At 63.0% G+C, this 13,600-nt stretch carries 11 protein-coding genes; 6 read left to right on the top strand and 5 right to left on the bottom strand.

Going from position 1 to position 13,600, the window contains the following annotated elements; all coding sequences use genetic code 11:
* Positions 1–103 precede the first annotated feature (103 nt).
* Both C8D77_RS23205 and C8D77_RS23200 read right to left on the bottom strand, forming a co-directional pair.
* Positions 104–1,282 (bottom strand): lytic murein transglycosylase, encoded by a 1,179-nt coding sequence (locus tag C8D77_RS23205; protein WP_109668296.1) that lies wholly within the window; start codon positions 1,280–1,282, stop codon positions 104–106.
* 247 nt (positions 1,283–1,529) lie between these two features.
* Complete coding sequence (locus C8D77_RS23200) at positions 1,530–2,330, bottom strand: glycoside hydrolase family 25 protein (RefSeq protein WP_109668294.1); 801 nt, start codon at positions 2,328–2,330, stop codon at positions 1,530–1,532.
* A gap of 230 nt (positions 2,331–2,560) precedes the next feature.
* Here C8D77_RS23200 and C8D77_RS23195 point away from each other — a divergent pair, with 230 nt between their 5' ends.
* Positions 2,561–3,940, top strand: a complete 1,380-nt coding sequence (locus tag C8D77_RS23195) for a serine hydrolase domain-containing protein (RefSeq protein ID WP_109668483.1) — start codon at positions 2,561–2,563, stop codon at positions 3,938–3,940.
* Between the two features lie 80 nt (positions 3,941–4,020).
* On the top strand, positions 4,021–4,965 hold the full coding sequence (locus C8D77_RS23190) for an NAD(P)-dependent oxidoreductase (RefSeq protein ID WP_109668292.1): 945 nt from the start codon (positions 4,021–4,023) through the stop codon (positions 4,963–4,965).
* 4 nt (positions 4,966–4,969) lie between these two features.
* On the opposite strand, the gene C8D77_RS23185 is transcribed toward C8D77_RS23190, so the two are convergent.
* From C8D77_RS23185 to C8D77_RS23175, 3 genes are read right to left on the bottom strand one after another with little or no spacing between them, the layout of a single operon-like run.
* Positions 4,970–5,653: a class I SAM-dependent methyltransferase gene (locus C8D77_RS23185; RefSeq protein WP_109668290.1), complete on the bottom strand. Its 684-nt coding sequence runs from the start codon at positions 5,651–5,653 to the stop codon at positions 4,970–4,972.
* Positions 5,650–6,948: a BtaA family protein gene (locus tag C8D77_RS23180; protein WP_109668289.1), complete on the bottom strand. Its 1,299-nt coding sequence runs from the start codon at positions 6,946–6,948 to the stop codon at positions 5,650–5,652. The genes C8D77_RS23185 and C8D77_RS23180 overlap by 4 nt, the downstream gene beginning before the upstream one ends.
* A 31-nt stretch (positions 6,949–6,979) precedes the next feature.
* On the bottom strand, positions 6,980–10,630 hold the full coding sequence (locus tag C8D77_RS23175; protein WP_109668287.1) for a hydantoinase B/oxoprolinase family protein: 3,651 nt from the start codon (positions 10,628–10,630) through the stop codon (positions 6,980–6,982).
* A gap of 178 nt (positions 10,631–10,808) precedes the next feature.
* Between C8D77_RS23175 and C8D77_RS23170 the strand changes: the two genes are divergently transcribed.
* From C8D77_RS23170 to C8D77_RS23155, 4 genes are all read left to right on the top strand, one after another.
* On the top strand, positions 10,809–11,069 hold the full coding sequence (locus C8D77_RS23170) for a hypothetical protein (protein WP_109668284.1): 261 nt from the start codon (positions 10,809–10,811) through the stop codon (positions 11,067–11,069).
* A 142-nt stretch (positions 11,070–11,211) separates the two neighbouring features.
* Entirely contained in the window at positions 11,212–11,931 is a 720-nt protein-coding gene (locus C8D77_RS23165) for a J domain-containing protein (RefSeq protein ID WP_109668281.1), read from the top strand.
* Positions 11,928–12,683, top strand: a complete 756-nt coding sequence (locus C8D77_RS23160) for an N-acetylmuramoyl-L-alanine amidase (protein WP_109668278.1) — start codon at positions 11,928–11,930, stop codon at positions 12,681–12,683. Before C8D77_RS23165 ends, C8D77_RS23160 begins: the two co-directional genes overlap by 4 nt.
* Before the next feature lie 208 nt (positions 12,684–12,891).
* A complete protein-coding gene (locus tag C8D77_RS23155; RefSeq protein WP_109668276.1) occupies positions 12,892–13,596 on the top strand; it encodes a lytic transglycosylase domain-containing protein in 705 nt (234 codons plus the stop codon).
* Positions 13,597–13,600 lie beyond the last annotated feature (4 nt).

The raw sequence follows: 13,600 nt of genomic DNA, 5'->3' as shown, positions 1-13,600 counted from the left end.
ATAGGTCAGTAAGGCAATAGGAGTGGCGGCAGTCACTGCTTCGGGCTAGTTTTTCCTACTGCCCTACTGCCCTACTGCCCTACTGCCCTACTGCCCTACTACCCTACAATTTCCCCAACAGCTCCGGTGTCGGCCAGCCGTCCACCGCCAAACCTAACCGCATCTGTTCCTTGCGGATAGCCTCGCGGGTGTTGGTGCCGAGGATGCCATCGACGGTGCCGACATCGTAGCCCCTGGCTTCCAGCTTGGTCTGCAGCGCCTTCATCTGTTCGTTGTTGAGACCGGTCTCGGGAGTGCGCGGGTCGAACTGTTTTGCGCCCGCCAACCGGGCGGCGAGGTTGGCCGCGGTCAGCGCATAAGTGAACGACTGGTTCCACTCGAGATAGACGTCGAAATTGTCATAGGCGAGGAAGGCGGGGCCCTTGCGGCCCATCGGCAACGCAAGGCCGGCCTTGAGACCGTTGTCGATCAGCGGCGTGCCGTCGGGGTTGGTGACACCCCATTGCGCCCATTGCGACAGCGGCAGCTTGTTGGTGCGGCCGGTCTGGTCCCACGGTATGTCTTCGGGCACGCGGACTTCCTGGATCCAGGGTTCGTCACGTTTCCAGCCACGCGACAGCACCTTGTTGGCAGTGGTCATGATCACATCCGGCACGCTGCCGCGCAGATCGACCTTGCCGTCGCCGTCGCCGTCGACGCCGCGCGCCAGGTAGTCGGACGGCAGGATCTGCGTCTGGCCGATCTCGCCAGCCCAGGCCCCCCTGACCTCGGCCGGCACCACGCCGCGATCGATCAGTTGCAGAAGCGGTATCAACTGAGGCCGGAACAGTTGCGGGCGGCGGCAATCATGGGAAAGCGTCACCAGGGCGCTCAGCGTGTGGAAATCGCCCTGCACGGCGCCGAAGTCGGTCTCCAGCGCCCAGAAGGCGGCGATGATCGGTGCCTGGACGCCGAACTGCTGGTCGGCGCGGGCGAAGACATCGGCGTATTTCTTCAGGTTTGCCGCACCTTGCTTCAGCCGGTAGGCCGAGATCATGCGGTTGGAGAATTCGATGAAGGTCTGCGTGAAGACGCCCTGGGCGCGGTCACGTGCCAGAACCTTGTCGTCTATGGTGGCATCCTCCAGCGCGTCGAGACCGACGGGGCCGACGCCAGCCGCCTTGGCTTCCACTGCCACGCTTTGCTTCCAGGCTTCGAAGTCGCCGCCGCATTCCTGCGCCATCGCCGGCAAGGCCGTGGCGCACAGGAACAGCGCCGCGAGGGCTTGAGAACGCAGTCGCATCAGCTTCCTTTCGACATTCAGAATTCCAGGGCGTCCTTGCGCGTCCATCGGGGCGCAGAGCTCTGGAGTGCCGGCGGTTGCAGACTTTACCGCTGGCTGTGTCGAAAAGCAGGCGGCAAGCCTGGTGTCAACGGGTGTTCTGCCGCAGCCTCTTGTTGAAGGCGGTTCGCTGCCGTTGACCCGGTGTCAACGGTTCTTCTGTCCTAGCCTCTTGTTGCAGCCGACTTCGGTGCCGTTGAACCCGGTGTCAGCGGGTGTTCTGCCGCAGCCATTTGTTCCAGGCGGCTTCGCTACCATTGAAGACGTTGATGTCGGACTTGCCGGTCATGCCCGGAACGATGCCGGTTCCGGTGTACTGCCAGAAGGTGAAAGGGTGGCTGCCATATTTCTCGCGCGGATGGCCGGCGACGGAGCGCAGCCAGTAGGGGTAGCCGCGGAAACTCGACAGTTCGTTGTCGTCGAAGAAGTCGACCGAGGTGTAGATGATCGGCTTCTTGCCGTAGTGCCGTTCGACGATTTCAAGGAAGGTTGTCATCTCCGCGCGCACCGTGGCGGCGTCGGGACGCAGCCTGCAGGTCGGCGATTGCGGGTTCCATTCCATGTCGAGAACCGGCGGCATTGCCGAGCGATCGACCGGGACGTTGCGGATGAACCAGCGCGCCTGCACCGCAGCCGGGGTGCAGAAATAGTAGAAATGGTAGGCGGCTCGCGGAATGCCGTTCGCCTTCGTGCGGGCCCAATGCTCGTTGAAATACTCGTCGAAACGGTCGCCGCCCTCGGTCGCCTTGATGAAGGCGAAGGAGATGCCGCTGGCCCTGGCCGCCGGCCAATCGACCGAGGTCTGGTATTTGGAGACATCGGTGCCGTGAACGGCATAGTTCCAGGGCGCTCCGCTTTCCCACTCATGCGGTTTGGAATCAGCGAAGCGCGGCGCGCGCACGGCAACCGTCGGGCTGCTTGACGCGGATGGCGACAGCGGCGAGAGATCGTCCACGGTCGAGCAGGCGCCAAGCAGCGTCAGCATGATGAGGCCCGCAAAACGACGCATCGCAAATCCCGAGCCGGATTCAGCCGGTCACTGATGGGTCCGTGCACTGATGGCCGCCGCCTGGTCGAGCCCCCTCCAAGCGATCGCCCCACAGCATCGCTCAGCATATCCTGTGATCGCCGATCATGGTTGATAATCAGTTGACGGCGCTCGACAAGCACCATGATTTGCGGAAGCAATGGCGGCAAATCGATGACATAAGGCTCAGGCGAGAGCCTGGGAGGAAACAGATGCGGTTTGTGGTCAAGATCGTCAAATGGCTGCTTGGCCTGATCGTGTTGGCGATCGCCGCGCTTTTTGCCTGGCTTTACATCGCGCCGCCGGAATTGATCCGGGTCGGCTCCGGCTATTCGGCCAAGATCGTCTGTTCGAACGTCTTCATCGCCGGTCGCGACGCCAATGAGGTGCTCGCCGTCGACGTGCAGGCGCCCGGGCACCCGCTACTGCGGTTGATGCGGGTCTCGGTTGACAAGAACAGGGGAACGGTCTCGGCGGGCCTGCTTGGCTTCCTCGGCAAGAGCGTCGCCGTTGCCCGCGACGGGCTCGGCTGTGCATCGGTTCCGGACGGCGATGTCGGCAAGGTACGGCGGACGGCGATCCATGCCGAGCCATCGGCGGTCGGCCCGGATGCGCTGTGGCCTGAGGGCGAACGGGTCGAGGCATCACAGGATCCGGTGATTGCCAAGTTGCTGGACGATGCGGCGCTGAACGGCACCGGCATGCGCGCGGTGGTGGTGGTCAAGAATGGCCGCGTCGTCGCCGAGCGCTATGGCGACGGCTTTTCCGCCAAGACGCCGCTGCTCGGCTGGTCGATGACCAAGACGGTGAACGCCGCCATCGTCGGTACGCTGGTCAAGGACGGCAAGATGGCCATCACCAACAAGGGGCTGTTCGCGCCGTGGAAGGCGGATGGCCGCGCCGCGATCAGCCTTGCCGACATGATGGCGATGTCGAGCGGGTTGGAGTTCAACGAGGATTATGGCGACGTCGCCGACGTCACGCGCATGCTCTACCTCAAACCCGACATGGCGGGCTTTGCCGAATCCAAGCCGCTAGCGGCCGAGGTGGGCAAGGTGTTTTCCTATTCGAGCGGCACGGCGGTGATGCTGTCACGCCTCTGGCAGGACGCGATCGGCGACAAGGCCAAGGCACTGACGTGGCCGCGCGCCGCCCTGTTCGAGCCGCTGGGCATGCACAGCGCGGTGCTTGAGACCGACGAGCAGGGCACCTTCGTCGGCTCGTCCTATCTTTACGCAACCGCGCATGACTGGGCGCGCTTCGGTCAGTTCCTGTTGCAAGGCGGGGTGTGGAACGGCAACCAGATCCTACCGGCCGGCTTCGTCGACTGGATGCGGGAGCCGGCACCGGCCTCAAAAGTCTACGGCAAGGGCCAGTTGTGGATCGAGGCCCCGGGCGATGAGGAAACCCCCGGCGCCGGCGTCGCCGCGGGCCTGCCCAAGGACACCTACTGGATGGAGGGACATGACGGGCAGACGGTCGCCATCATTCCCTCGGAGCAACTGGTGGTGGTGCGGCTGGGGCTAACGCCGGCCAAGCTCGGCTACCGGCCGCAGACGATGGTGGGAGCGCTGGTGACGGCGCTGAAATAGAACCTTTCAATTCGCATACAGGCTATCTCTCGCCCATTCGAAGGGTGCAGTCTCGGTGTCGGTACAGGAGGCAATGCATCATGATCGTGGGTTTTATCGGGCTTGGGACAATGGGGCGCAATGCTGCGCTCAATATCAGGCGCGCCGGTTTTGAGATGGTCGTTTACGATATCCGTCCGCAGTCGATGGATGCGCTGACGGCGGTTGGCGCACTACCCGCCACTAGCCCCGCCGACGTGCTGGAGCGCAGCGACGTCGTGGTAACGATGGTGTTTGGGCCTCGAGAGATCGAGCAGGTGGTGCGTGGCGAAAATGGGTTCCTGACCATTTCGTGTGCAGGCAAATACTGGGTGGACATGACCACCAGCAGCCCGAAGCTGATGCGTGCCTTGGCCGCCGAATTTCAGGCCAAGGGAGGCGGTCCGGTCGACGCACCGGTTACCGGATCGGTGGATGCCGCAATCCGCGGCGACATGACGATGTTCGTCGGCGGTACCGATGCCGATGTCGAGGCGGTGCGGCCGGTTATCGAAGCCATGGGCGAACTGCGGCGTGTCGGGCCGTATGGTAACGGCTACGTGGCAAAGCTGGTCAACAACCAGCTTTGGAAAATCCATGCCGCTGCCATCGGGGAGGCAATGGTGACCGCCAAGCTGGCAGGACTGGAACCGGAGGTCTGGTGGCGGGTCATGAAAGGCGGTGCGGCCGACAGTTTTGTGCTCCAGCATGATGTGCCGTCGATCTTCGCCGGCCACTACGATCCATCGTTTCCGATCGCGCTCTGCCTCAAAGACCTTGGCCTGATCGAGGAGTTGATGACCGAGACCGGCACGCGCAATGAACTCACCCGTGCGACCCATGACCGGTTCAAACTGGCCGGCGAGCGCTACGGTCTCAGCGCCGGGGAAATGACCGTCTGCAAAGTCATTGAGGATGACGCCAACGTCGCGTTACGTGTGGCGGGAGACTGGCTGGCGCCGTGGGATGTCGTGCACGCGGCGGACAGCAAAGCCGGTGTTCGATGACCGTTTACCTTTGCCTGCCGATCACTGCCAGCCAGGCATAACCGCGATAAAGCGTGCGGAAACGGAAGCTTGCGCCGGTTCGCCGAGATTCCGATTCCAGGACCTCGCGCAGCGATTCACGCGGCGCGACGTGGAACTTTTTGAGCCAGCCGCGCAGCAGCGCGCGGAACCAGCGCGGCAAGCCTTCCTGCTGGCCGAAATCGACAATATGCAGCGAACCATTCGGCGACAGCGCGGCAAGCGCTGCCGATACAGTTTTTTCCCAACCGGGGATCATCGACAGCGAATAGGACACGAAGACGCGATCGAAGCCGTTGCGTCCGAACAGCGCCTTGGCATCGAATGCCGTGGCGTCGCCCTGGGTGAGCGTGACACGATCGACTAGGCCTTCGCGGGCAATCGCAGTGCTGGCCGTCTCCAGCATTTCGGTGGAAATATCAAGGCCGTAGAAGCGGGCGTCTGGATAGCGGCGCGCAGCCAGGATGATGTTGCGGCCGGTGCCGCAGCCGAGTTCAAGCACGCTACCACCGACAGGCACGTCGAGCCCTGATATCAGCCGGTCGCGACCGAGCAGGTAGTATTTGCGGGTCAGGTCGTAGATGTGGCGCTGCCAGCGGTAGACGCCGTCCATCAGTTCGGCGTGGTTGGCCTTGAATTCGGGGCTGGCCGGCAGCTCGGTGGTGCTCATGCCGCGCGCTTCACATAGAGGTGGAAGCCGCCATAGATGGCCGAGCGGTCGCGGGCCGAAAACTCCCGTGAAGCCTCGTCCTGATAGTCCCACTGGTCGAGCAGCGAGCTGGAGACGCGGCCCGGCAACAGGCTGGGCTCGGCGGCGGTGCGGAAGATGACGCGGGCGCCGGCGGGCGCCGTACGGGTGATTTCCGCCCACAATGCGTTGAGCTGGTCATCGGTCATCCAGTCCTGCGCATCGAGCAGGACGAAACGGTCGACCGCGCCGGCGTCCTTGCCGGCGAGGAATTCGATCAGATTGGCGTGGTGGATGGCGACGCGGTCGACATTGCCGCGGATGGTCTCGTAATGCTGTTTTTCGAGATAGGCGGGCAGGGCGGCCTCGCCGGGATTCGGATAGCGCCGGGCGAAGGCCTGCCAGGCGAAATAGTTGTTTTCCAACGGAAAATCGCAAGCAAGCTTTTCCAGCCGGGCTTTCAGCACACTGGCCATGGTGCCGTCACCGGAGGTGATCAGCGAATCGTATTGCGCCGGCGGAATGCCGAGGCCGAACAGCGAAGCCTTGCGCGATGTCGCCCATTTCAGCAGCTTCTTGTCGAAGACCGGCGCCAGCTCCTCATAGAAGAAGCGGCGCTGCTCGCCGACGTTGCGAGCCTGCATGATGCCGGCAGGGTCGACGCCGAAGAACTTTGCCGTGCGATGGCCCATGGCGATGAACAGGCCAAGCAGGCCGGTCTGGTAGAAATTGCTGTCGAAGACGGCGATGCGCCGGCGACCCCGCCAGTTGCGCCGCTCCCAATAGTGGCGGCTGACCGGATCGAGATGCGGCGCGATGAAACGGTCGTAGGCTGCCGAATTGTGGCTGGTGTCGGCGGCGCCGAAGAAGCGGAACAGATCGCCCTGCGAAGGCAGGTGGCGCACGGCCTCCAGCTTCATGCGGTTCAGCGCGATGTGCGCGGCGTTGAGGTCGACGGCGTCGACCCGTGCCGGCGAACGGGTGAGGTAGGCCAGGATGTTGCAGCCGCCCGAGGCGATGGTGACGACGCGGTGGCCCTGGCCAAGCTGCATCGCCTCCATGTCGACGTCGGGGTCTTCCCAGATCTGTGGATAGACGAGGCCGGAAAACAGGAAGGCGAACAGCCGCTCGGAAATGCCGGCCTTCGACAGCGGGCGGTTCTGGTAGACGGCCTTTCCAACTTCCTTGCCGCGGCGAAAAACCAGATCTGCGGAGACGTCCGTCATGGCAAGATGATTCCCCATTTGCTTTGCCGCAAGCGGGTAGCGCAGGGTCATGACAGGCCGGTGACAGCCTGTTGACGCCTCCTTACAGCTTGCCAAATCCGCCCGGCGTCGGTGTCGTCAGGATGACGGCGTCTCCGGCCTGCAACACGGTCTGGTCGCAGGCTTTCAGCATGTCGATCGTGCCGTCCTTGCGGCGGACCTTGGTTGAACCGACCTCGCCATCGCCGCCGCCGTCCAGCCCTTGCGGCGGCCGGTTGCGGTGCGAGGACAGGATCGCGCATTCCATCTTTTCGAGGAAGCGGATGGTGCGTTTGGTGCCGTCGCCGGCGCTCCATTTGCCCTTGCCGCCGGAACCTTCCCGAATGTGGAAATCCTCGAGCATTACGGGAAAGCGCAGCTCCAGCACTTCGGGATCGGTGAGGCGCGAATTGGTCATGTGGGTGTGGACGCCTGAGGTGCCGGCAAAGCCGCGGCCGGAGTTCATCTGGCCGGCCGGCGAGCCGGAGCAGATCGTCTCGTAATATTGGTATGTCTTGTTGCCGAAGGTCAGGTTGTTCATCGTGCCTTGCGCGTTGGCCATGGCGCCCATGGCGCCGAACAGCGCGTTGGTGACATGCTGCGAGGTCTCGACATTGCCGGCAACGACCGCGGCGGGGTAGGCGGGTTTCAGCATCGAGCCGTCGGGAATGATGATGTTGATGGGCCGCAGACACCCGGCATTCATCGGGATCATGTCCTCGACCATGACGCGGAAGGCATAGAGCACGGCGGCGCGGGCGACGGGTTCGGGCGCGTTGAAATTGTTCTTCATGACCGGCGAGGTGCCGGTGAAGTCGACGGTTGCCTTGCGCTTTTGCCGGTCGACCGTGATCTTCACCTTGATGACCTGGCCGGTGTCGGTCGGGTATTCGTACTGCGAACTGTCGGGTAGCCGCTCCAGCACGCGGCGCACGCTTTCGGCGGCATTGTCCTGGACATGGCCCATATAGGCCTCGACGACATCGAGGCCGAAATGCGTGACCATCTTGCGCAGTTCCGCGACGCCCTTCTCGTTGGCGGCGATCTGCGCCTTGAGGTCGGCGATGTTCTGGTGCGGATTGCGGGCCGGGTAGCGGTGGTCAGTGAGCAGCGTTTCCAGCTCCTTCTCGCGGAAGCGGCCACGATCGACGATGCGGAAATTGTCGAACAGAACACCTTCCTCGTCGACCGTGGTGGCAAGCGGCGTCATCGAGCCGGGTGCCGTCCCACCGATATCGGCATGATGGCCGCGCGAGGCGGCCCAGAAGAGGATGTGCTGCTTGATATCGTCGAAAACCGGCGTCACCACTGTGATGTCGGGCAGATGCGTGCCGCCATTGTAGGGCGCGTTGAGAGCAAAGACGTCGGCGGGATGGATGTCGCCGGAATTCAGCCGGATGATGGTTTCGACCGAACGATCCATTGAGCCCAGATGCACCGGCATATGCGGCGCATTGGCGACCAGTGCGCCGGTGCGGTCGAAGACGGCACAGGAAAAATCCAGCCTTTCCTTGATGTTGACCGAATAGGCGGTGTTCTGCAGCGTCACGCCCATCTGTTCGGCGATCGACATGAACAAATTGTTGAAAACCTCCAGCATGACCGGGTCGGCCTCGGTGCCGAGCGCTGCCTGCCGGCGCTTTTTCTCGACGCGGCGCAGGAGCACATGGTTCCTGGCGGTGATTTCGGCCAGCCAGCCCGGCTCGATGGCAATTGTCTGGTTCGGCTCGATAATCAAGGCAGGCCCCGCAATCCTGTTTCCCTGCTTTAGCGCCTCGCGGCGGAAGATGCCTGAAGCGCGCCACTCTCCCTCAGTGAAGATTTCGCGGGTCTGCGAAGGACTTACGGCAAGGTCTTCGGTTTGCGATTCGGTTTCGTCGCGGCCTGCGCCGCCGGTGTCGGTGCCTTCGACGCCGACGGTCTCGACGATCATCGGCTTGTCGTCATAGACGAAACCGAACTGCGCCTTGTGGGCGATTTCGAAATCGCGCTTGGCCTGGAAAATCGAGTCTGCCTCGAAATTCACCGGAAGTGTCGTGTCGGTGCCATCATAGCGAATATGCAGCACCGGCTTCGCGGCAACCGTATTCTCGGCGATGCCTTGCGCTGAGAGTTCGGCGACAACAGCTTTTCTCAAGATGGCAATGAGGTTGCCGATCTCCGTTCTGGACTCTTCGGCAAGCGGCTTGAGCAGCGCCTGCTGGCGCGAGGCAAAGACCGAGGACAGGCCGATGCCATAGGCCGACAGCAGGCCGGAGAAGGGATGGATCAGCACCGCCTCCATACCGAGCGCGTCGGCGACCAGGCAGGCGTGCTGGCCGCCGGCGCCACCGAAGCAGTTCAAGAGATATTCGGTGACGTCATAGCCGCGCTGGACGGAGATCTTCTTGATGGCGTTGGCCATGTTCTCAACGGCAATGGTGACGAAGCCTTCGGCGACGGCTTCGGGTGAGCGGCCATCGCCGATTTCGGCGGCCAGTGCGGCAAATTTTACCCGCACCGTCTCGACATCGAGCGGCTGGTCCTGGCCGGGTCCGAAAATGGCCGGGAAGAAATCGGGCTGCAGCTTGCCCAGCATGACATTGGCGTCGGTGACGGCGAGCGGGCCGCCGCGCCGGTAGGCGGCAGGGCCGGGATTGGCGCCTGCGGAATCCGGCCCGGCACGGAAGCGGCCGGCCTCGTAATGCAGGATCGAGCCGCCGCCGGCGGCGACGGTGTGGATACGCATCATCGGCGCGCGGATGCGCACGCCGGCGACTTCGGTGTCGAAGGCGCGCTCATACTCGCCGTCATAATGGGCGACGTCGGTGGAGGTGCCGCCCATGTCGAAGCCGATGACCTTGCCGAAGCCGGCAAGCTTCGCCGTCTCGACCATACCGACAACACCGCCGGCCGGCCCTGACAGCAGCGCGTCCTTGCCCTGGAACATGTCGGCGGCGGTGAGGCCGCCCGACGACATCATGAACATGAGATGAGGTTGGTGCAGCCCCTCGGCGGCAGTGCTGACGCCGCTTCCAACAATCCCCAACTCTCCCGCCACCCTCTGCACATATCGCGACAGGATCGGCGACAGATAGGCGTCGACCACCGTGGTGTCACCGCGGCCGACCAGTTTGATCAGCGGCGAGACCTCATGGCTGACCGAGACCTGGCCGAAACCAAGTTTGCGGCAGACCTTTGCCACCGCCTTCTCGTGGTCGGGGTATTTCCAGGAATGCATGAAGACGATGGCCACGGCGTCGATGCCATCGGCCCTGGCCTGTTCGATCGCCGGCCGGCAGGCGGCGATGTCGAGCAATTGTTCGACGCAGCCGTCTGCGCGCACGCGCTCGTTGATTTCGATGACGCGCTCGTAGAGCTGCTCGGGAAGGATGATCTCCTTGGCGAAGATGTCCGGGCGCGCCTGGTAGGCGATCTTCAGCGCATCGCGAAAGCCCTTGGTGATGAGCAAAAGCACGCGGTCACCCTTGCGCTCCAGCAGCGCATTGGTGGCGACCGTGGTGCCCATCTTGATGTCGCCGATCAGGCCGGGTGGGATCGCGTCGCCAGCGGACAGGCCGAGCAGGTCGCGAATGCCCTGGATGGCGGCATCGGTATAGGCTTCGGGATTTTCGGAGAGAAGCTTGCGGGGATGCAGCCCGCCCTGCGGGTCGCGGCCGATGACATCGGTGAACGTGCCGCCGCGGTCGATCCAGAAATCCCACTTCGTGGTCATGCGGCATGCTCCCGGCATTTTGTCGATGCAATCTGTTAGTTCGCAATGGCTTGGCCGGCAACGGCCATGCGCATGATGTTACATGCGGACACGCAACGTTACGAAACTCATGGCTATCTAATGCATTTCCTCTTCGAGCGTTCACTGGAACGTGAGCGTCTGTTGAAGGAGAGATGATATGAAAAAGCTCATTCTTGCGTCCGTTTCCGCACTGGCCTTGCTTGGCGTTGCCGCCTGCAGTGACAGCGGCACGGATAACACCACCACCCAGAGCACCAACCCGCCGGCCGCCGAACAGCCGATGAAGCCGGCTACCCCGGAAGCCACGCCGCCGGCCGCGACGCCTCCGGCAACGGATAACTCGACCACAAAGAGCATCACACCCGAGAAGCCTGCCGAGCCGGCTCCGGCAACACCAGCTCCTGCGCCCGCGCAGTAGTCAGTAACGCAGCACTTCGTGTGATGAATGAGAAAGGCCGGCTCACGTCGGCCTTTCTCATGCTGTCCGCGCATTGGCCGCAGCAGGCCTGCGGCACTGTCCCGGCTTGATAGCAAGGGGCGGTGGCTCTAAGAAGCAGGCCATGTCGATTTGGGATCGCCTCGGCGAATTCATCACCCGCGTTTCATCTTCAGCCTCATCGGGTGTCGCCGATGTCGTCGAGGCCGTGCGCACGGTTTTCTCCGGCGATGCGGATTTGCGCCGGCGTGTCGCCTTCTCGGTGGCGATGATCGCGCTGTCGGCCAAGATGGCCAAGGCCGATGGCATCGTCACCCAGGATGAGGTGCGCGCCTTCCAGGAAATCTTCGACGTGCCGCCCAAGGAGACACGCAATGTGGCGCGGCTGTTCGATCTCGCCCAGCGCGACGTGGCCGGTTTCGAGACCTATGCCGAGCGGATGGCACAGATGTGCGGTTCCGGGCATTCCAACTGCGTGATGCTGGAAGACATACTCGACGGCCTGTTCCACATCGCCAAGGCCGACGGGTTGGTGCATGAGCACGAAGGGCTCTTCCTGCACCGCATCGCCGAGATTTTCCGCATCGACGAGGCCCATTACGAGAGCATCATGGCGCGGCACGTCAATCTCGGCGCCGGGGATCCCTATGTCGTGCTGGGCATCGAGCGCGGCAAGCCGTTCGAAGAGGTCAAGAAGCGCTATCGCAAGCTGGTTTCCGACAATCATCCGGATCGGCTGATCGCGCGCGGCCTGCCGCAGGAATTCATCAAGATCGCGACGACCAGGGTGGCGGCGATCAATGCCGCCTATGAGATGATCGAGCGGGGCCTGCGCCACGCATGAGCGGCTTCCTGCCCGACGAGCCACGTGCCGAGGTCAGGGTATCGCCGAATTTTGGTCCGCGGCGCGACACACTCAAGCCTGATATGATCGTGCTGCACTACACCGGCATGGCGACCGGCGCCGGAGCCGAAGCGTGGCTGTGCGATCCGGCGAGCGAGGTCTCGTCGCATTATCTCGTCCATGAGAACGGCCACATCGTGCAGATGGTCAGGGAAAGCGACCGCGCCTGGCACGCCGGCAAGAGTTCGTGGTTCGGACGCGCCGACATCAATTCCTGTTCGGTCGGCATCGAGATCGTCAATCCGGGACATTCGCTGGGCTATCCCGGATTCCCCAGGCGGCAGATCGATGCGGTGATCGGGCTGTGCAGGGGGATCGCCGGGCGGCATTCGATAGCCGCCGAGCGGGTGCTGGCGCACTCCGACGTGGCGCCGGGGCGCAAGGTCGATCCGGGCGAGAAGTTTCCGTGGCGGACGCTGTTCGATGCCGGTGTCGGCCATCTCGTGGCTGCCGCACCCGTAAGACAGGGGGCCACGCTGACGGCCGGTGACACCGGCGGCGATGTCGAGGCGTTGCAATCGATGCTGGCGCTCTACGGCTATGGCGTCGAGATATCGGGCATTTTCGACCGGCAGACGGAGATCGTCGTCGAGGCCTTTCAGCGGCATTTCCGGCCGCGCAGGGTGGATGGTGTTGCCGACGGCTCCACGCTGCGGACGCTGCAAAGGCTGCTTGCTTCCATAAGATCCTGACCTCCGGGAGGCCTCTCCCAAGCAATCCTTTCCAATCCTTAAATTACAGGCTGTCACTCAATGTGACTTGCCTGGCCTTGTTTGGCACCAATTCGAACGTCAAACGGCTGACGTGCAGATGTCGAACCCCCAGCCCCCGGGTTGTTCCGATATTGATTAGGCGTTGCTGCGTGAACATCTTCGCGCAGCCCAGACAGAACAGGATCACATGCAGAAATTGACCGTTTTAACGGCAGCTCTTGCTGCCGGCGTAATGACTTTTGCCTTCAATTCCGCGAACGCCGCGTCATTCAATCCGCGGGCCGATCAGGGGTTTGTCGCGGTATCCGCCAAAAGCGGCAAGGCAGGCCACGACGCCAAGGCGACGAAGCGGGCTTCCGCCAAAGCGGAAAAGGCAAGCTGGTCCAAAGCGAAGAAGTCCACCGCCAAAAGGCAGACGAAGCGCGGCCGCAAGACCGTCGACATGACGGCAACGGCGTCGATTGGCCTCAGGAACGCTGCGGCGTCGACGGCCGCAGTGGCCAGCAGCGGTCAGTATTCCGCAATCGTTGCCCGCTATGCGGCGATCGAAGGCGTGCCGGTGTCGCTCGCCACGGCGGTCATCAAGATCGAGAGCAACTACCGGCCCAACATCGTCGGCAGCGCCGGCGAGATCGGCCTGATGCAGATCAAGCCGGCAACGGCGCGGATGATGGGCTATAACGGTTCCGCTAAGGGCCTGTTCGATCCCGACACCAATATCAAATACGGCATGAAATACCTTGCCATGGCGCGGAGTCTCGGCGGCGGCACCACCTGCGGCACGATTCTGAAATACAATGCCGGACACGCTGCAACGCGGATGAACCCGGTGTCAGCCGCCTATTGCGGCAAGGTCAAGGTGCAGATGGCTGCGCTTGGATCGCCCGCATAAGTCT

This window comes from Mesorhizobium loti (assembly GCF_003148495.1).
Lineage (GTDB): Bacteria > Pseudomonadota > Alphaproteobacteria > Rhizobiales > Rhizobiaceae > Mesorhizobium > Mesorhizobium loti.
This window is presented reverse-complemented; position numbering and strand designations above follow the sequence as displayed.